At 69.9% G+C, this 18,671-nt stretch carries 16 protein-coding genes; 6 read left to right on the top strand and 10 right to left on the bottom strand.

What is annotated here, in order from left to right; genetic code table 11:
- Positions 1 to 181: 181 nt before the first annotated feature.
- From OG622_RS26495 to OG622_RS26520, 6 genes are all read right to left on the bottom strand, one after another.
- The gene (locus tag OG622_RS26495; protein WP_371579111.1) at positions 182 to 1,081 is read right to left on the bottom strand and encodes a GNAT family N-acetyltransferase; all 900 of its coding nucleotides are present in this window, start codon (positions 1,079 to 1,081) and stop codon (positions 182 to 184) included.
- A complete protein-coding gene (locus tag OG622_RS26500; RefSeq protein ID WP_371579112.1) occupies positions 1,068 to 2,363 on the bottom strand; it encodes a HEAT repeat domain-containing protein in 1,296 nt (431 codons plus the stop codon). Before OG622_RS26500 ends, OG622_RS26495 begins: the two co-directional genes overlap by 14 nt.
- Positions 2,364 to 2,572: 209 nt before the next feature.
- Complete coding sequence (locus tag OG622_RS26505) at positions 2,573 to 3,508, bottom strand: class I SAM-dependent methyltransferase (RefSeq protein WP_371579113.1); 936 nt, start codon at positions 3,506 to 3,508, stop codon at positions 2,573 to 2,575.
- A 548-nt stretch (positions 3,509 to 4,056) separates the two neighbouring features.
- On the bottom strand, positions 4,057 to 4,911 hold the full coding sequence (locus OG622_RS26510; RefSeq protein WP_371579114.1) for an alpha/beta fold hydrolase: 855 nt from the start codon (positions 4,909 to 4,911) through the stop codon (positions 4,057 to 4,059).
- 267 nt (positions 4,912 to 5,178) lie between these two features.
- Positions 5,179 to 5,667, bottom strand: coding sequence for a hypothetical protein (locus OG622_RS26515; RefSeq protein WP_371579115.1), 489 nt, complete (start codon positions 5,665 to 5,667; stop codon positions 5,179 to 5,181).
- A gap of 228 nt (positions 5,668 to 5,895) precedes the next feature.
- Positions 5,896 to 6,894, bottom strand: a complete 999-nt coding sequence (locus OG622_RS26520) for an ArsR/SmtB family transcription factor (protein ID WP_371579116.1) — start codon at positions 6,892 to 6,894, stop codon at positions 5,896 to 5,898.
- A 67-nt stretch (positions 6,895 to 6,961) separates the two neighbouring features.
- On the opposite strand from OG622_RS26520, the gene OG622_RS26525 reads away from it, so the two are divergent.
- On the top strand, positions 6,962 to 8,182 hold the full coding sequence (locus OG622_RS26525; RefSeq protein ID WP_371579117.1) for an MFS transporter: 1,221 nt from the start codon (positions 6,962 to 6,964) through the stop codon (positions 8,180 to 8,182).
- Between the two features lie 534 nt (positions 8,183 to 8,716).
- Here the strand turns inward: OG622_RS26525 and OG622_RS26530 are convergent.
- Positions 8,717 to 9,448, bottom strand: coding sequence for an SDR family NAD(P)-dependent oxidoreductase (locus OG622_RS26530; RefSeq protein ID WP_371579118.1), 732 nt, complete (start codon positions 9,446 to 9,448; stop codon positions 8,717 to 8,719).
- Positions 9,449 to 9,542: 94 nt separating this feature from the next.
- Here OG622_RS26530 and OG622_RS26535 point away from each other — a divergent pair, with 94 nt between their 5' ends.
- The 4 genes from OG622_RS26535 to OG622_RS26550 all read left to right on the top strand — a co-directional run bounded on the left by OG622_RS26535 (position 9,543) and on the right by OG622_RS26550 (position 12,367).
- Complete coding sequence (locus tag OG622_RS26535) at positions 9,543 to 10,394, top strand: LysR family transcriptional regulator (RefSeq protein ID WP_371579119.1); 852 nt, start codon at positions 9,543 to 9,545, stop codon at positions 10,392 to 10,394.
- Between the two features lie 195 nt (positions 10,395 to 10,589).
- On the top strand, positions 10,590 to 11,045 hold the full coding sequence (locus tag OG622_RS26540) for a helix-turn-helix domain-containing protein (RefSeq protein WP_371579120.1): 456 nt from the start codon (positions 10,590 to 10,592) through the stop codon (positions 11,043 to 11,045).
- 122 nt (positions 11,046 to 11,167) lie between these two features.
- Positions 11,168 to 11,773, top strand: coding sequence for a hypothetical protein (locus OG622_RS26545; RefSeq protein ID WP_371579121.1), 606 nt, complete (start codon positions 11,168 to 11,170; stop codon positions 11,771 to 11,773).
- Between the two features lie 240 nt (positions 11,774 to 12,013).
- Entirely contained in the window at positions 12,014 to 12,367 is a 354-nt protein-coding gene (locus OG622_RS26550; protein WP_371579122.1) for a DUF2516 family protein, read from the top strand.
- 88 nt (positions 12,368 to 12,455) lie between these two features.
- Here OG622_RS26550 and OG622_RS26555 read toward each other — a convergent pair whose 3' ends face one another.
- The 3 genes from OG622_RS26555 to OG622_RS26565 form a co-directional block, all read right to left on the bottom strand.
- Positions 12,456 to 13,787, bottom strand: a complete 1,332-nt coding sequence (locus OG622_RS26555) for a PP2C family protein-serine/threonine phosphatase (RefSeq protein ID WP_371579123.1) — start codon at positions 13,785 to 13,787, stop codon at positions 12,456 to 12,458.
- A gap of 878 nt (positions 13,788 to 14,665) precedes the next feature.
- Positions 14,666 to 15,814 carry a C40 family peptidase gene (locus OG622_RS26560; protein WP_371579124.1) on the bottom strand — a complete coding sequence of 383 codons (1,149 nt, stop codon included), beginning with the start codon at positions 15,812 to 15,814 and terminating at the stop codon, positions 14,666 to 14,668.
- A 410-nt stretch (positions 15,815 to 16,224) separates the two neighbouring features.
- Positions 16,225 to 17,022 (bottom strand): class I SAM-dependent methyltransferase, encoded by a 798-nt coding sequence (locus OG622_RS26565; RefSeq protein ID WP_371579125.1) that lies wholly within the window; start codon positions 17,020 to 17,022, stop codon positions 16,225 to 16,227.
- 267 nt (positions 17,023 to 17,289) lie between these two features.
- Between OG622_RS26565 and mshA the strand changes: the two genes are divergently transcribed.
- Positions 17,290 to 18,630, top strand: a complete 1,341-nt coding sequence (mshA, locus tag OG622_RS26570) for a D-inositol-3-phosphate glycosyltransferase (protein ID WP_371579126.1) — start codon at positions 17,290 to 17,292, stop codon at positions 18,628 to 18,630.
- The last annotated feature ends 41 nt before the right edge of the window (positions 18,631 to 18,671 follow it).

The raw sequence follows: 18,671 nt of genomic DNA on the forward strand, positions 1-18,671 counted from the left end.
GATCCTGTCCTCCGTCGGCGCCGAACTGGTCCAGGACGTCGACCCCGGGGCCCAGGCCGTCAAGCGCGGGATGGAACAGGAACGCGTACGCAAGAACGTCAGGCCGGCGGAGGACCCCGCCCTTCCAGGTGGACCTGGACCGAGGCACGGTACGCATCCGCCGCGCGGCCGACCCCGAAGGTCAGGAACCGCCCGCTCCCGCAGCCGGGTAGGAGAACTCGTACACGGTGAAGTCGGTGAGCAGGACGTAACCGAGGCGCTTGTACAGGGCGTTGCTGGTGGGGTTGCCGGGGTCCGTGAACAGCACGACCTCCTTCGCGCCCCCGGCCGGCGCGGCGCGGCTCGCCTCGACCGTCACGGCGGCCGCGTAGCCGCGGCCCCGGAGGTGGGGCGGAGTGTAGACGGGGTCCACCCGGATCATGCCGCCGACCACCGAGGTCGAGGCCGCCATGGAGACGGGGGTGCCGTCCGGCGTCTCCCAGAACGTGAAGTGTCTGTCGGCGAAGCGAGAGTCGGCCCAGGAGCCGGCGTCGATCAGGTCGATGGAGGACTGCTCCCCGACCTCGACGCAGAACTCACGGCAGAAGCGGATGAGTTGCTCCCGGTCCTTCTCGTCCACGACGCGGCCCCGGCCCTCCGGGAACGGCTCCGGTGGGGTGAGCGTGCCGAGGCGGTAGAGATGGAGCCGTGTGGTGGGCACCGGCTCCGCACCTGTGCGCCGCTGCCATGCCCCGGCGAACGCGGTGGACGAGTCGTGGTCCCCGACGACGCCGGGGACGGGGTGATCCAGCTCGGCCAGGCGGTTGGCGAGCGCGTCGGCCTGCTCGCGGGTGACGGAGGTGATGCTCAGCGAGCCGGCCGGGGTGCGCTGGAAGAAGGCGGCGTGGACCGCGCCGTCTCGCTCCAGTCGGCCGAAAACAGGGGTCGCGGTGCCGTGTCGCGAGGCCACCCCTTCCCTTCGGTACTTCTCGGTCACCGTCAGGGGCATGGTGTGCAGGGCGGGGCGCGAGCGCAGAAAGTCCCCAGCTCGGGCGAGGAAGTCGTTGACGTCTGCGGTGAGGTGCCAGTCATTCGGACGCATGCTTCATGCTTCCCCACGCCGCCGGCGGCGCCCCGGACTTTCCAGCCAGGGCGAGCCGGCGGGAAGCCCGACGGCGACTGTTCCGCGGCGCCCGGCAGGCGTACAGCGTGGCGACGGCGCCGGGGGCGTAGGAGTCGTGCGGGACATGCGAGGCGCAGGAGACGTAGGAGGCATGCGAGATGTAGGAGACGTAGGAGACGTAGAGCGAATCACCGCCGACCATCAGGCCGTTGGGGACCAACAGGCCCAAGTAAGCGGTGTCGGAGAGGAGAGCGGCGACCTCGTCGGCGTGGGCGGCTGCCGCCGGGCCGAGGCAGGCCAGCGACTCGGCCGCCCGGAAGCGGGCTTCAGGGGCGGGATCGTCCAGTCGTGCGACGAGACGTGGCAGAAGGGCAGCGGTCGGTGAGCGCCACTGAGACAGCAGCCTGCCCGCCTGGGCCAAGGCACCGATCCGCTGTTCGCCGTCGTGATGGTCTGCCAGCAGGCCGAGCGTGAACGTGGGGGCGGGGCCGGGTATCAGACGCGCGGCCCAGAGGTGGACGCCCAGTACTCCGGTGTGCACCGAGCTGGTGTGGCGCCAGAGCTCGACGGTCGGGTCCCGGACCGCTTCGAGCATGAGATCGAGCCGGCGGACAGGCAGGGCCGGGTCGTCCGGGGCAAGCGCGTGCACCGCCGCCAGGCGTATCTGAGCCTGTGGAGAATCGAGCAGACCATGGAGCAGGTCGAAGACCTCGGCGCTGTGCCTGCCGACCGGCGCGCGCAGGGCCGCCTTACCCAGTGCGAGGACCAGGTCGAGGCGGGTCGCCGGATCATCCTCCGCCTCCCAGCACCGCAGCAGCCCAGGCAGAACCGACTCACCGGGGCTGTCGCAGACACCGAGCACGTCGGCTGTTGCCCGCCGGATCTCCGGCTCGGGATCGTCCAGCAGGCTCAGCAGCTCGGGCAGGGCCTGTTTCCACGCCGGTGCCCAGCCGGGATCAAGGAACCGGGCTTCGATCCGAGGGGCTTCCGCCGCCGGCATCGCCACCAGTTCCAGCATCGCGCAGCGGGTCGGCACCTGAGGTGTCGAGGCCAGGCGGAGTACGAAGGGCAGTGCGGCCGAGGCGGCGGAACAGACCCAGCCACCTTGGTGGAAGAGCAGATTGAGCAGCTCGGACGAGGCGTCGTGCGCGTCGTCCGGATGCGGACCCCCGCATCGGCGGAGCAGGTCGGGTATGTCCTCGGCGGACCCGTAGTTGTGCTTCAGCCCAGCCCACTCGACCGCGTCCAGCCCCACCCACATGCGCGCGACCCTACCGGCCGGGTCATCCACGAAGCCCGGCCGATTCCACCGTGGCATTCACGCCGGTGGCCGCTCCGTGCCGACCTGTCCCGTCTCGAACGATCTCGCCCCGAACCAGCCCTGTGACGTGCGGTGACCAGTTCGCGTGAGACCTGACGGTGGGAAACTCGTGCGATGCGGTCCTGGACGAGTGGCTGCCGGACGCTGTCTCAGTTGATCTGGTCCGGTTGCTCAGCCTTCCGGATGCCGTCGAGTCGGAAGTGCCAGACGACCACGATCGGGGAATCGTCCAAGGCCGCGGCCGACGCTTCCGGGCACCAGTGCAACAGGTCCCAGGACATGTAGGTCGGGAGTGGGTCCGGGGCGGTGTCGGAGTCGGAGTCGGGGGAGTGGCGCGGGCGGTGGGGTTCCTCGCAGTGCCGGACCTGGAAGCCCAGTGGCAGGGCTGCGGCGAGGTAGGCGCTGAGCGGGCGGTGGTATTCGACGAGCAGGGACGGGCGGCCGTCCGGGCCGGGACGGCGGGCCAGGGTCGGCCGGAGGTAGGACACCAGCAGGTGGGCATCCGAGATCACAAGGTTCCCGCCCGGGCGCAGAACACGCGCGAACTCGGCCAGCGCGGCGGCCAGGTCGGGGACGTGAGTCAGGGCGAGCGCGCAGACGACGGTGTCGACCGCGTTGTCGGGAAGCGGCAACTGGTGCAGCTCGGCCGAGTGAAAGTCGACATCCGGCAGGCGCTTGCGGGCCTGGGCGAGCATTTCGGGCGAGGCGTCGACGCCGATCACATTGTGGCCGAGTTCATGCAGGTACATGGTGTGGCGGCCGGTCCCGCAGGCCGCGTCCAACGCCGCGCCGACGGGCAGGCTGTCCAGGATGCGCCGGACAACGGGCTGCTCGACGTCGATCATCTGGTTGCCGGGGGCGTCATAGTGCGGCGCCCACTCCTGGTAGACGTCGGCCGCGCTGATCGTGCCCGGACTCGCCGTGACTCCCTCGGCATGCGCGAGGGCGGGCACATCCAGCAGGGTGCGGATCTCGGCGATCCGGGCCTCGACGAACGCCCGGTCGGCCTTCCCCTCCCTGATGCCGCGCAGCAAAGCAGCACCCTCGATGCCCAGCAGATATCCCAGGGGGCTCAGATAGGTCATCCCACGGACGGTACGGACTCGTGCTCCGACGGCTCCACCGGTTTTCCGGCACTTCGAGCGGCCGCCGTCGGTGGACCGGATCACCTGCGGCCACTGACGGATCGGACCAGATCATCTGAGACGGAGACCGGCTTGCCGGCGACGGGACACACGAGTGGGGATTCGCCAGTTTCAGCGAGGCAGGACAACAGGCCGGCCGGCTTCGCCGGGACTCCGCCAGGTCGTTCGCCAGGACCACTGGGACTCGCCACATCTCCTGAGAACGGACAGTCGTGAGCAGTCACCCACTGTCCTGTCCCAGGTAACTGTGGGCATGGTGGGGCTCTGACCTGCCGTGCTTACGGTTGAGCGGGACGAACGGGCTCCCCCTGCCACGCTCAACCGTAGGCAGTCGCCCTCGGGGGAAGCTCATCGGCGTGTTGTGCGCTGGCCTGTGTCTGCGCCTGCGCCTGCGCCTGTGCCTGTGTCTGTGCCTGTGTCTGCTCATGCGATGACGCGAAGACTGGCATCACTGTCCCTGCAGCACCGACCGATTGCCTGGTGGAGTGTCAGCGCGCTGCGAGGTTTGCGAGCAGCTCGGCGGCGGGCTTCGGGTGGACGAGCCAGCGCAGGTGGCTCCCGTCGAGTGTCCGGACGTCGAAGGGGTTGTCGGGTGTGAGCGCGTCGGCTTCGCGAATCATGCGGTCCTGCGCGGCGAGCGGAATGCTGGCATCGTTGGCCAGGCGCACATAGGTCTTGGGAATCCGGCCCCAGGTCGTGGCCTGTGCCCGGTCGGTGGACGTACCGACATCTAGGTTCTCATCGGGCTGGAAGGTGTTCAGGAAGATCCGGAACTCGTCATCGGTGAGGTCGGCGGCGAACGCTCGCTTGAACGCGGCGAGCGCTGCCGGGTCGGCGGTGCGGAAGTTGGTCCGGAGCAGACCGAGTTCGGCCGGGTTCCCGACGAGCGTGGCAGCGAAGGCTCCCGCGTCGACGTCCGCCATCTCCGGCTGGGCGTAGTAGTCGCTCACGTTCAGATCAACGGGGCACCAGGCGGAGACGTAAGCGATCCGGTCGATCAGCTCGGGCCGGGCGTTGGCGACGGCGGTGGTCGTGATGCCGCCCCTGCTGTGGGCGACGAGGATGGTGGGCCCGTTCCGCTTGGCCCGTTCGAGGACTTCGATCACGCGGGTGGCGTTGTCGGCGAGCGTGATTCCCTTGATGCTCCCCGGTTCTGCGGCGAGTGCGTCGAGATCCTGAGGAGCCTGGTAGGTCGCGGGGAAGGTCGCCTCGAATCCGTGCCCCGGAAGGTCGACCGCGACCGAGCGGTGCCCGAGTAAGGCGAGTTCGGCCTGTAGCGGCGCGAACGAGAACGAATTCGCGAAGGCCCCATGAACAAAAACGAATGTCGGCAGATTCTGCATGCCTCAGCCTCCAACAGAACGATCTTCGGAGCAAGATCAAGGGTTCAGGAGGGCTTCGATCTGTCTGGCTGTGGCCTCGATGGTGGTGCTGAGCCATGTGCGACTGGTGCCTCGCAGGGGCGCCTGCAGCGGGAAGAGGCGGTGGAATTGGGCGATGGCCCGGGTGACGACGACGAGGAGGTCGTCGCTGAGGATCGATCGCCTCCGATGCCCTGATGCGAACAGGCTGATCAGCGTGACGTGTTCGGGGTATCCAGCGGCTTCCAGTCATGGGGCTGTCTTGTCCGGTTCGACGGTGGGTGCCTTGACGCGGACCAGGTCGTGGAGGAGCTCGGCGCGGTGGGTGAGCCGGTAGTGGCGGTGGGCCAGACCGCTCCAGAGCTTGCCGGTGGCGACGTAGCACGCGTCGATGTGAGTCGGTCCGTATCGCGGTCGGAGTCTCCAGTAGCGGCGTTGAGTGCGAATGCGGTCCCGCTCCAGCCACGACTCATAGCCCACATGACCGCCGCAGGTCGCCGACCAGTACCAGCCGCACCAGTTGCCCTGACCACGAAATGCCGGAAACCCGCGCTCGGGCCGTACCGACTCGAACCGGACCGGCCACAGATACCCCAGGACCCCCGCTGACGGATACCGGCCCGCGCTGACGTACTCCAGCTCGACCTCCTCCGCCGACACCTCGCGCACATCCGTCCGGGCCTCCGGTACGACGCTGACCAGCCACTTCGACCAGTAGAAGCGCCTTGATCGCCGCACCTACACAAGACCGGAACTCTCCAGAACTTGCCTACAGATGACCGGGACCCAGCCATGCGTTGCCTACAGAAGAGCGGGACTGCCTACACATCGCAGAGACAGGGCAGGACAGTCGTGTCGCGTCTCATTGAGTCTGCTCCGACGTTAGGTCCCTGACCAGGTCGGAGCAGTTTCGTTGAGACTGGCGGGACCGGGCATGAGTCATCCGATCTGCTTCATCCCGCAGCTTTACTCGCCACGTCTCACCGAATCTGCTCCAACGGATCCGGGTGCATCCATGAGTACGTCCCCTGCCGCCGTCCGGACGTACAGCACCGACCGTCCCGCCCGCCGCCGCTCCACCATCCCCGCGTCCAGCAGCACCCGCAGGTGCCCGCCCACCGAACCCAGTGCCCACCCGGTCACGGCGACCAGTTGGGTCGTGCTCATGGGCGTCCCGAGCAGCGTCAGCAACCCGGCCCGCGCGGTCCCGATGAGCGCCCCGAGCCCGTCCGGGACGGGGCGCCGGTCATGGTCCTCGGAGAGCACCCCGAGACACGGGTAGACGACTGCGTACCGCTCCCGTCCTTCCCACGACACCCAACTGGTCCTTGGCGTGACCGGCATGAACAGCAGCTGTGCTCCGGCGGCGAGTTCCCGCGGCGGGTAGGCGTTGTGGTTGACCTGGAAGCGGCTCTCTCCGAGCCATCGCGTCCCCGGCTTCAGCGAGTCGAGGACGGCCGCCCAGCCGCCCTGATTGACTCGCGCGGTGCGTGCGGCCATGTCGGCCTCCATGACGCGCCGCCGGCGCTTCCAGTCCGGCCTGACGGTCTCTTCCCAGACGTACGTCAGGAGCGCGGTCGCCCGCTCGGGCAGGTCGTCCCGCTCCAAGACGGAGGGGAGCGGTCCCTGCAGGGACACCCGGAGGTTGGCCCGTGCTTCCCTGGCATCGGTCGTCCGCACACGGGCCACGGTCTCCTCGAAGCTCTCCCCAACGCAGGAGGTAGGGCAGAAGAAGTCGGCGATCCAGGAGGTGCCGATGGCCGCCTGCACGAGCGGCGCGGCAGCCGGGTCGGCCGCGAGGTACGCACGATAGCCAGGCAGATGCGCGCGCAACCAGGCATCCTCGCCCGGATGGGCGCCGGTTCCCGCGTACAGCAGTCTCAGGCTCGCGAAGGCCTCGGCGAACGGCGAGAGCACGAACCGGCTGCGGGCGAGGGTGTCGGTGTCGATCTGCCACAAGCCCATCCGTACGACCTTTCGCGTGTCGCCGAAACAGTACACACGGCCCCGGGACGCTCGGAGACTCCGGATCATGCGCAGCTATAGATCCCTGTTCCGCACGGCGGAGTTCACCCCGTTCCTGCTTTCCTTCGCCGCTTTCGCCGCGGCGCAGACGATCGGCGGACTGGCCCTCGCCACGCTGGTCTTCCGGGCCACCGGCTCCCCGTTCCTGTCGGCGGTGAGCATGTTCGGACCGCAACTGGCGCAGTTGCTGGGCGGCGCGTTCCTGCTCTCGGGCGCCGACCGACTGGCGCCGCGCGCTGTCCTGTCCGCCCTGGCCCTCTCCTTCGCGGCGGCCACGGCGGTCCTCGCGCTACCCGGTCTGCCGGTCTGGGCGGTCTTCGCCGTCGTGCTCCTGCAGGGCCTGGTCGCGTCGCTGGGCGGGGGAGCACGCGGGGGCCTGCTGAACGAGATCCTGACCAAGGACGGCTATGTCCTGGGCCGTTCGGTGTTCAACATGCTCTGGGGCCTGACACAGATGGCCGGGTTCGCGACGGGCGGCGCGCTCCTTGCGTTCCTCTCCCCGCGGACCTGCCTGCTCCTCGCGGCAGCGCTGTACGTGCTGTCCGCCCTCGTCACCCGCCTCGGCCTCACGGCCCGCCCACCGCGCTTCGCCGGCCGGCCGTCCCTCGCGGCGACCTGGCGCGCCAACGCCCTCCTGTGGTCCTCGCGCCACCGCCGCCTGACGTACCTGGGCCTTTGGGTCCCCAACGGCCTCATCGTCGGCAGCGATTCGCTGTACGTCTCCTACGCTCCCGAAGCGGCCGGCATGCTCTACGCATTCGGCGCGCTCGGGATGTTCGCGGGCGACCTGGCCGTGGGCCGTCTCGTACCGCCCGCCCTGCGCCCTCGCCTTGCGACGCTGCTGCGCCTGCTGCTCGCGGTTCCCTATCTGTTCTTCGTCCTACAGCCGGGAGTGGCGCTGTCAGCCGTGGCAGTCACCGTCGCCTCCGTCGGCTTCGCCGCGAGCCTGGTTCTCCAGGAACGCCTGATGTCGCTCACCCCCGACGACCTCGCGGGCCAGGCCCTCGGGCTGCATGCCACCGGCATGGCTGCCTTCCAAGGCATCGGCGCCCTCCTCGCGGGCACGTTGGCCCAACTGGCCTCCCCGGCCACGGCGATGACGCTGATGGCGGCCGCATCGGTCGCCGTGACCTTGACCCTCGCGGCGCTGGGCAGGCACGAGGATCGACAGTCGGCCGTCTCTGGTACGCGCCCCGGCTTCCTGTCGGAACCAGCCGCCAGAGACTAGCTGGTTCACGCAACGTGCCATCGTAGAGAGGAGCGGGAGGACCTTCTACGCGGCATGCGCCAGACGTGCGCGTAGGCCCGTTGCTCGTACCGCAAAACGCCCCATGATGTACAGGCGGCACGACTAGCCTCCGACTGGTGACTGTCGGTAGCCCGTTGATGACACCGGACCGCCGGTGCGGGCAGAAGAGGCGTGGCTGTAAGTCACACCAGGCTCGCGGCCCCCGCCGCCATCCGTGTGCCAGCCGGAACGCTGAGTCTCATGAGTCCGCAACGTGAGCCGGGACACGGGAGTTGGAACCACGAGGGAGTGGCGAGCCGGCGGTTTGGGCCTCGTGGGGCACGCTTGTTGGAACCATTTGGTCACGCTTCTTGCAACCATCGGTGAATTGCCGTTCATGTTGGAACCGGTTGAGGTGCGGAGCGGTGCCCTGGGCGCCGGAGCGTTGGCCGGGGCGGCTGCCGCAGTTGGTTTGACCTGTTCGAGTCGCGCGGGCGAAGCGGTAACCCCGGCGGGCGATGGCGGTCCTGCGCATCACCAGGGAACTACGCCGGCGTCGTTGAAGAACTGTCCAGTCGGGCCGTCGTCGGGCAGGTTCGCGAGCTTGATGGCGATCGCCGCGCCCTGTTCGGGGGTGCGCACGCCGCGGAAGCCGTTGAGGTCGGTCGCGACGTAGCCGGGGCAGCCGACGTTGATCAGGATGTTCGTGCCGCTCAGCTCCCGGGCGTACTGGAGGGTGACGGCGTTCAGGAACGCCTTCGACGGCGCGTACGCCGCGGACACCGGACCTGCCGTCTGCTCGGCAGCGGGTCCTGACTGCCGGGCGAGGGAGCCGACGCTGCTGGACATGTTCACGATCCGTGGTGAGGCGGAGCGGTGCAGCAGCGGCAGCATCGCATTGGTGACGCGAATGACGCCGATCACGTTGGTCTCCACGACCGTCCGGATGGTGGCGGGATCGACCCGGGTAGGTTCCTGGGGCATGCCGCCGGTGATGGCGGCGTTGTTGACGAGCACGTCGAGGCGTCCGGCCTGTTCCTCGATCAGCCGTGCGGCGGCGGTCGCGCTCGCGTCGTCGGTCACGTCCAGGGGTACGCCGAATGCCTCGACGCCGGCCGCGCGCAGTCTGTCCACCGCGGCGTTGCGGCGCTGTTCGTCGCGGGCGCCGACGCCGATGCTCCAGCCGAGTGCGCCGAGGCTCGCCGCGATCTCGTAGCCGATTCCTTTGTTGGCCCCGGTGACCAGCGCAATCGTTCGTTCGCTCATGGGGACCATGCTGCTCGCCGGCCCCGACGGGGTCCAACACCGATCGGGTGGGCAACGATACCGTCCAGGTATTGATCCGGGATACCGTGGCGGTATGGAGACCCGGGAACTGCGGTACTTCGTCGCCGTCGCTGAAGAGCTGCACTTCGGGCGCGCCGCACAGCGGCTCGGGATCTCGCAGCCGCCTTTGTCCCGGGCGATCCAGCAGCTCGAACGTCGACTCGGGACAGTGCTGCTGGATCGGACCAGCCGCACGGTCACGCTGACCGAGGCCGGCTGGGTGCTGCTGGTCGAGGGCCGGGCGGCCCTCGACGCGGTCGACGCCGCCGAGCGGCGGACCCGCCGCGCCGCCCTGCCCTCGACCGGCCGTCCCGGCCTGGTCCTGGTCACGAAAGCCAGCGCGTCCAGCGAACTGCTGGCGAAGCTGCTCGACGCGTATGCCGCCGAACCCGGCGCGGTTCCCGTCGAGGTCATTCTGTGCGGCCCGGCCGAGCAGGCACGACTGCTGCGCGAAGGCCTGGCCGACGTGGCGCTGCTGCACCGGCCGTTCGACTCGACGGCCGGGTTCCATACCGAAGAGCTCAGCACGGAGGGCCAGGTCGTGGTCCTGCCGGCCGGGCATCCGCTCACCGTCCGGGCCCATGTGCACATGGCCGACATCGCCGGGTTGCCAGGTCTGCCTCTGCCACGCTGGCCGGAGCCCGACGGCACCTACCTGCCTGGCCCCGGCCCGCAGGTCCGCGACCACGCGCAGTTGCTGCAGCTGGTCGCGCTCGGCCGTGCCTGCGCGGTCTCACCGCAGTCGTGCCGAGCCCAACTGCACGGTGACCTGGCCGCCGTGCCCGTGCTGGACGCGCCCCCAGTCACCACCGTGATCGCCTGGCCACCGCACAGCCGGTCCAGAGCCGTCGCCGACCTCGTCCGGACTGCGATACGTCTCCACTAGTTCCAACATGCCTGGACAGGTTCCACCTGGCGTGGCCCGGCTCACAACGGCATTCACGCTCGCGGTCGCTCCGTGCCAACCAGCTCTGCGAAGTGCCGACTGTCGCGAGCAGTCACAACTCAGTCGCAAGTGGCGTAGCGCACTTTTGCAAGCGGGTGCTTGCAATAGTTAGCAGGGGTGGGGCATGGTGGAGGCATGGCATCGCTCAACGTCGGCAATCTCGGTGAGTACCTGCGTGAACAGCGGCGAAACGCGCAGCTGTCGCTCAGGCAGCTCGCCGACGCCGCCGGGGTGTCCAATCCGTATCTGAGCCAGATCGAGCGCGGGCTGCGCAAGCCGAGCGCGGAGGTGCTGCAGCAGGTCGCCAAGGCGCTGCGGATCTCCGCCGAGACGCTGTACGTGCGGGCCGGCATTCTCGACGCCGAGCGGGATCGCGACGAGGTGGAGACGCGCGCCGTCATCCTCGCCGATCCCACGCTGAACGAGCGGCAGAAGCAGGTGCTGCTCCAGATCTACGAGTCCTTCCGCAAGGAGAACGGATTCGAGATCGACCTCGGCCCCGGCGTGGCGACGGACGCCGAGGAAGCCTCGGCCCCCGGCCCCGGCGCGGCCGACGGCGACGATGCGGGTCCGCGGCAGTCGGCGAGTTGATGAATACGGGGAATGCGAGAAATTCGATGACTTTGACGACTTCGAGGACTTCGACGATTCCTTCGAACGCGGACCGGAACGACACAAACCCTCAGCTGAAAGCAACCCGGAGGACCATCACCATGGCCATCACCGACGACATCCGCAAGGCCGTCACCGACCCGACGCCGTTCTACTTCGCCGCCGGCACCGCGGATCTCGCCCTCCAGCAGGCGAAGAAGGTCCCCGGCATCGTCGAGCAGCTGCGCGCCGATGCTCCGGCCAGGATCGACGCCGTACGCCAGACCGACCCGAAGGCCGTCCAGGAGAAGGCGACCGCCCGGGTCAAGGAGACCCAGGAGAACCTGCAGGTCAAGGTCACCGAGTTCATCGGCACCCTCGACACCGACCTGAAGAAGCTCGGTGAGACCGCTCAGGACCTCGCGCTGCGCAGCGTCGGTGTCGCCGCCGAGTACGCGGTGAAGGCCCGGGAGACGTACGAGAAGGTCGCCGAGCACGGTGAGCAGGCCGTGAAGACCTGGCGCGGCGAGGCCGCGGAGGAGATCGAGGAGTTCGCGATCGCCGTCGAGCCCAACTCCAAGCCGGTCGAGGTCAAGGACGAGCCGGCGCCCGCCAAGCCGGTCCCGGCCCAGGCCGCGTCCGCCCCCGCCGCCCAGAAGGCCGCGCCGAAGAAGGCCCCGGTCCGGAAGGCGACGGCCGCGAAGAAGACCACTCCGCCCGCCAAGTAAGCGGCAGGGCACGCCGCCCGGTGGGCGACATAGCCGACGAAGGAGTCGGCGACAGAGCGAGAGGTACGCGCGCGGTGTCGCGGTATCTCAGAGGTACCCGCGCGGTACTTCGCGGTACGGAGACGGGCCGGGCACCTTTGGGGTGGCCGGCCCGTTCTACGGGTACGGTGACCGCGTAGGTGTCGGCATCGGTACGGGCACGGCCGGTCGGCAGTCGGCAGAGCGAACGGAACGGGTGGTGTGGGCGGCATGCTGTTGACGGGCTTCGCGGGGTTCCTGGGAATTCTGAAGATCGTCCTGATGGCTCTCGCCGCGTTCGGGCTGTTCGACGCCGCGTTCCGGCGTGAGGACGCGTTCCGTGCGGCGGACAAGCAGACCAAGGTGTTCTGGCTGGTCATCCTCGGGATCGCCCTCATCGTGAGCTATCTGTTCTCGATCCTGTCGTTCCTGCCGATCATTGGCGTCATCGCGAGCATCGTGTACATCGTGGATGTGCGGCCCGCGGTCAAGCAGGTGTCCGGTGGCGGCGGAGGCGGCGGTCGCAGCGGCTCCAGCAGCGACGGTCCGTACGGCCCGTACAACGGCGGCCGGTGACCTCGCTGGACACGGCGGTCGGCAGCGGTCCCTGACCCTCGGGCCGAGGCAGAACGGCCGGAGAGCCGGCCGGGGCCCGGCTCCTGAGTCAGCCTTCCCGGTCCAGCATGAGGACCGCCACGTCGTCGGTCAGTTCGCCGCCGTTGAGGTCGCGGACCTCGTTCACCGCGGCGCGCAGCAGGTCCTCGCCGCGCAGGCCTTCGGCCAGCTGGCGGCGCACCATCCGCACCATGCCGTCCTGGCCCAGCCGCTCCTTGCCCTGGCCGATCCGGCCCTCTATCAGGCCGTCGGTGTAGAGCATCAGACTCCAGGCGGCACCCAGCTCGATCTGTGTGCGCGGCCAGCGGGCGTTGGGCAGCAGGCCGAGGGCCGGCCCGCCGTTGTCGTACGGCAGCAGCTCGGCCGGCGGGGTGGGCCTGCCGCCGCGGCCGTGGCGGGCGATCAGCGGGGACGGATGGCCGGCCAGGCAGAGGCCCGCGCGGCGGCCGTCGGGGGCGATGTCGACCGTGCAGAGCGTCGCGAAGATCTCGTCGCTCTCGCGCTCGTGCTCCAGGACGCGCTGCAGTGTGGACAGCAGTTCGTCGCCGCACAGCCCCGCGAACGTCAGCGCCCGCCAGGCGATCCGCAGCTCCACGCCGAGCGCCGCCTCGTCGGGGCCGTGCCCGCAGACGTCGCCGATCATGACGTGCACGGTGCCGTCGGGGGTGCGGACGGTGTCGTAGAAGTCGCCGCCGAGCAGGGCGCGGGAACGGCCTGGCCGGTAGCGGGCGGCGAACCGCAGGGACGAGCCCTCCAGGAGCGGCGTCGGCAGCAGACCGCGCTCCAGGCGGGCGTTCTCCTGGGCGCGCAGCTTGGACTCCGAGAGCCGGCGCTCGGCCGTGTCCGACCGCTTCCGCTCCACCGCGTAGCGGATCGCGCGGCTCAGGAGACGGCCGTCCACTTCGTCCCGGAAGAGGTAGTCCTGTGCGCCGACCCGTACGGCCTCCGTGCCGCGTTCGGCGTCGCCGGAGTCGGTGAGGGCCAGTACGGCGTGGCGGGGGGCCATTTCCAGGACGTGTTTGAGGACGGCGAGTTCGTCGTCGGGGCCGTCGGCCGCTTCGGTGTCCGTGTCGGTGGGGCGGGCCGGGGCCGGGAGCGCCAGGTCCAGGAGGATGCAGTTGACGTCGTCGGTCAGCAGCCGCTGGGCCTCGGTGAGGTTGCGGGCGGTGCGGACGCGGATCGGCTTGCCCGCGGAGTCGAGCAGCTCGGGCACGTTGAGGGAACCCGCCGGGTCGTCCTCGATGAGGAGGACCGTGAGGTTGGTGGGGCCGCCGGGCTGTACGGGCGGGCCGGTGGGGCCTGCCGAACCCATGGCGCGGTCGCCGGTGGGGCCGGGCGGGTTTGTGGAGTTGTCTGCAGGAGCCAGGGCCGGGGCGCTCATGGCCGCCCCCTCTCCGGACGGTCCGCTGGGTGCGGACACGGCGTGCGCCTGACCACTTTCCACGGCCGGGATCGCTCTCTGCCGCGGTACGGGTACGGGCATGTTCTTGGGTTCCTTCCCTCCCCCCGAGGGCACGGCGGGCGAGAGACCTCGACCCATCGACGGGGACCTTAGCGCCAGGCGCCGCCGCAACGGAATGGTCGGCGGCGCGTCGGGCGGCAAACGGCCGGAGTCATATGCCGCATCCTGTATCGCACTTGGACATGGCAGGGCTTTCTCCTGAGATGACGTATGTCACGCGGTGGGGGTTGAGCCGGGCGGGGAAGGTGGTGCGAGTCACGTGGGGTGGGTCACGGACGGGGGTGCGTCTCGGGGTTTGGGGGTTGAGGGTCTGGGGGCGGGTCGGCGGGGGTGAGGCGGGGGTCGGGCTGGGCCGGGCTGGGGTGCGGTTGGGGTCGGGCCGGCCTGGCCTGGGGGGCGGCTGGGGTTGGGGGTGGGTTGCTGGTCTCGTCCGGCCGGCTCAGAGGGATTTCGCCCCCGCTGCCCTTACCCGTCCCTCCCCCACTCTCGGCTTCGCTCGAGCGGGAGGTGCCCCCATCCAGGGGCTGCGCCCCTTCGACCCCGCCCAGCACGCGCCCGCGCACACCACGCCCACGGGGCTCCGCCCCGGACCCCGCCAGTGGTGCTGCGTCTCTTGGGCTCCCGGAGGTTCACGTGGGCCAGAGACGCCGGGTTCCTTGGGCTACCGCAGGTTCACGTGACCCAGAGGCACCGTGCCGCCCCCCGCGCCCCGCAGGTTCACGTGCCCGTCCGGCCAGTCACCGCTGGCCGGTCACCGCCGACCCTCACCTCCGGCCCGCAGATTCCGCCCGGTCGGCTCACGCGTCCGGTCGTACGACCCCGAGGATCTGCATCGTGCCCGCGCCCGCGATCGACACCTTACGGTTCGGTCGGGGGGCGTGGACTATGGAGCCGTTGCCCAGGTACATGGCGACGTGGCTGGCGTCGGAGTTGTAGATGATGAGGTCGCCGGGGCGCATGTCCTGCATGTCGATGTGCTTGAGCTGTCGCCACTGCTCCTGTGAGGTGCGCGGGATGGTCAGGCCGGCGGCGGCCCAGGCCTGGCTGGTGAGGCCGGAGCAGTCGTAGGTGTCGGGGCCCTCGGCGCCCCATTCGTACCACTTGCCTATCTGGTCCGTCGCGAACTTCACGGCCTGCTTGCCCTGCGGGGATGCCTTGCCGTTGATCTCGCCGAGAATGCCGGAGTCCAGCCAGGTGGCCTGTGACTGCTCAGCGGCCTCCTGCTCCAGCTGAGCCAGCCGGTCCCGCTCGTCGTCCTCCAGCTGACCTTCCAGCTCCTGGGCGGCGGCGATCTGCTTCTTGATCTTCTTCTTGGCCTTTTCCTTGGCCTTGCGGTTGGCCTCCAGCTTTTCCCAGCGCGCGGAGGCATCCTTGGAGTACTGCTCCAAGTCCTCCTGTGTCCGGGTCATTTCGGCGAGCAGGCCCTTGGTCGCGAGCTGGCCCTGACGTACGCGGTCCGCCCCCTCCAGGAAGTCCTGGGGGTTCTCGCTCAGCCACAGCTGCACCTCGGGCGGGAGGCCGCCGCCGCGGTACTGGGCGCGGGCCGCGGCGCCGATGAGATCCTGCAACTTGTCCAGCTTGGCGTGGCCCTCGACGACCTCATGGGCCAGATCGACGATCTCCTCGGACTGCCTGTCGGCCTTCTCCTCGGCCGCGTTGTACGCGTCCGTGGCCACCGCCGCCTCGTGGTAGAGGCCCTCCAGCTTTTCGCGGACGGCCTCCAACTCCTCGTTCGTCACGGGGGTCGAGTACGTGTCCGGAGTACTGGAGGAACCGCCTGACGCACCTGAACCGCCTGCGGTGTTCGAGGAGGAAGGTGTCGGGCTCGGGGTCGGCTCGGTCGGTTTCGTCTGGCTCGCGTACGCGTTGACCGGTGCGCCCAGCACGGTCATCGCGCAGACCACGGCCACGGCCGCCATGGTCAGGCTCCGCTTGCCGGCTCCCATACCCCTTGCCCCCAAGCCCAATAGAAACAGAACTGGTTAACCGTCAGTAACTTGCCGGTGCCCGGTGATCGTGTCACGGCGTCGCGCAATACGACAGAGGCGGGCAAGAACTCCTTTCCCCTCGCTCCCCCTTGCTTCCCTGCTGGTCACGCCCGCGTGGCATCGCTTCCGGCTCCACCTCGCCACGTGCTTCTGCGTGGCTTCCGCGTGGTCTCTGTGTAGGCCTTCGCGTTGGCCTCCGCGTGGCCTCTGGGTTGGCTTCCGCGTTGGCTTCTGTGCGTGCTCCCGTCTGTATGACTCACGGCCGAGGAGATCGTTGCCCCCGTCCGTCCGACGAATGGCCCGAGCCGATCGTTCCCGTGCGTCACGAAATGTTGCTCTGTGTCACCAGTGCTGGTCGGAGCGGGCGCTCACCCCCTGGGCGTCAACGCCTCCCACGCCACCGTGACTTCGCCCTGCCGCCATCGCGTAGCCCCGTCCCGCACCGGCCAGTCCGCGCTCAGGGCGCGGACCGCGCGGATCCAGCGCTGCCGGGCACCGTACGAGGCGTACGGGGCCGCGGCGGCCCAGGCGCGGTCGAAGTCGCGGAGGAAGGCGTGCACCGGTTCGCCGGGGACGTTGCGGTGGATGAGTGCCTTGGGGAGGCGTTCGGCGAGGTCGGAGGGGCGGTCCAGGGAACCGAGCCGGGTGGCGAAGGTGACGGTGCGAGGGCCCTCCGGGCCGAGCGCGACCCAGACGTGCCGACGGCCGATCTCGTCGCAGGTGCCCTCGACGAGCAGACCTCCGGAGGAAGAAGGGGTGGCTGGTTCGAGGCGGGCGCACAGACGCTCCCAGACGGCCGTGACCTCCTCCTCGTCGTACTGACGCAGTACGTTCGCCGCCCGGATGAGGGTCGGGCGGCCCGGTACGGGCACCTCGAAGCCGCCGTGCCGGAAGGCCAGGCCCTCGCACTCGTACGGTTTCGCCGCCGCGACCCTGGCCGGGTCGATCTCGATGCCGACCACCCGGGTGCGGGGCGCTGTCGTGCGGAGGCGTCGCAGGAGTTCGACGGCCGTCCAGGGGGCGGCGCCGTAGCCGAGGTCGACGGCGAGTGGGGCGGTGGCGCGGCGAAGTTCGGCGCCGTGTGCCGCCGCGATCCAGCGGTCCATGCGGCGCAGGCGGTTGGGGTTGGTGGTGCCGCGCGTCACGGTGCCGACTGGTCTTGCCATGGAGTGAGCGTATTCCCAGAGCCGTATGTGGTGATCGCGCAGTTCCCGGCCTGCCACACGCGTTCCCCCGCCCTTCGGGTGCGCGTTCACCCCTTGTTCCTCAGCTGTGCGGCGAGCCCTCCCGCTCCCCAAAATGATCGAACGGTTGAGCGAGATTCGGTAATAATTCTGCAAAGAGGAAATGGAACTGCCTCCTCCGGCGTTCCTGCTGTCCAGAGGGACCCCACGCCCTCCGAAAGGCATGCCCGGAGCGAGGAGGAACGCCACGTGAGCCACTACGTCAGCAGGCTCGGGCGACGCTCCCCGGTCGGCGCGGCGCGGCTTCGGCTGCACCGGAAGCCGCGCCGGGTCGCGATGCTGTCGGTGCACACGTCGCCGCTGCACCAGCCCGGCACGGGTGACGCGGGCGGGATGAACGTCTACATCGTTGAGCTGGCGCAGCGGCTGGCCGCACAGAACATCGAGGTGGAGGTCTTCACCCGGGCCACCACCGGCGCCCTGCCCCCGACGGTCGAGCTGGCCCCGGGGGTACTGGTCCGGCACGTCGACGCGGGCCCGTACGAGGGGTTGGCGAAGGAGGAACTCCCGGCCCAGCTGTGCGCCTTCACGCACGGAGTGATGCAGGCATGGGCGGGGCACCGCCCCGGCTACTACGACCTGGTCCACTCGCACTACTGGCTCTCCGGCCACGTCGGCTGGCTCGCCGCCGAACGCTGGGGCGTCCCCCTGGTGCACGCCATGCACACGATGGCCAAGGTCAAGAACGCCGCGCTCGCCGACGACGACACCCCCGAGCCCGCCGCCCGTGTCATCGGCGAGACCCAGATCGTCCGCGCCGCCGACCGCCTCATCGCCAACACGGCAGAGGAGGCCGACGAACTCGTACGCCACTACGAGGCCGACCCGGCCAAGGTCGCCGTCGTCCACCCGGGCGTCAACCTCGACCGCTTCCGTCCCGCCGACGGCCGTGCGGCGGCGCGAGCCCGTCTCGGCCTGCCCCAGGACGCCCTGATCCCCCTCTTCGCCGGACGCATCCAGCCCCTCAAGGCCCCCGACATCCTGCTCCGCGCCGTCGCCGTCCTCCTCGACGAGCGTCCCGAGCTGCGGTCGAGGATCGTCGTGCCGGTGGTCGGCGGGCCGAGCGGCAGCGGCCTCGCCAAGCCGGAGGGCCTGCAGAAGCTGGCCGCGCGGCTCGGGATCGCCGATGTCGTACGGTTCCGGCCGCCCGTCGATCAGGAGCAGCTCGCGGACTGGTTCCGCGCCGCGTCCGTGCTGGTCATGCCGTCGTACAGCGAGTCCTTCGGGCTCGTCGCGATCGAGGCGCAGGCGGCCGGTACGCCGGTGCTGGCGGCCTCGGTCGGCGGCCTGCCGGTCGCCGTGCGGGACGGGGAGACGGGTTTCCTGGTCCAGGGCCACGATCCCGTCGCCTACGCGCGCGTGCTGCGCGATTTCGCCGACACCCCCGAGCTGCCCGCCCGCATGGGCGCGGCCGCCGCCCACCACGCCGAGTCCTTCGGCTGGGACACGTCGGCCGCCGCCACCGGGGACGTCTACACGGCCGCCATGCAGGAACACCGCCGCCACCGGGTGCGGGGCCTCTACGGGTGAGCCGTCGGGGACCCGTCATGCGTGAGCCGTTCGGCGCTCGC

It is taken from the genome of Streptomyces sp. NBC_01314 (assembly GCF_041435215.1).
Classification (GTDB): domain Bacteria; phylum Actinomycetota; class Actinomycetes; order Streptomycetales; family Streptomycetaceae; genus Streptomyces.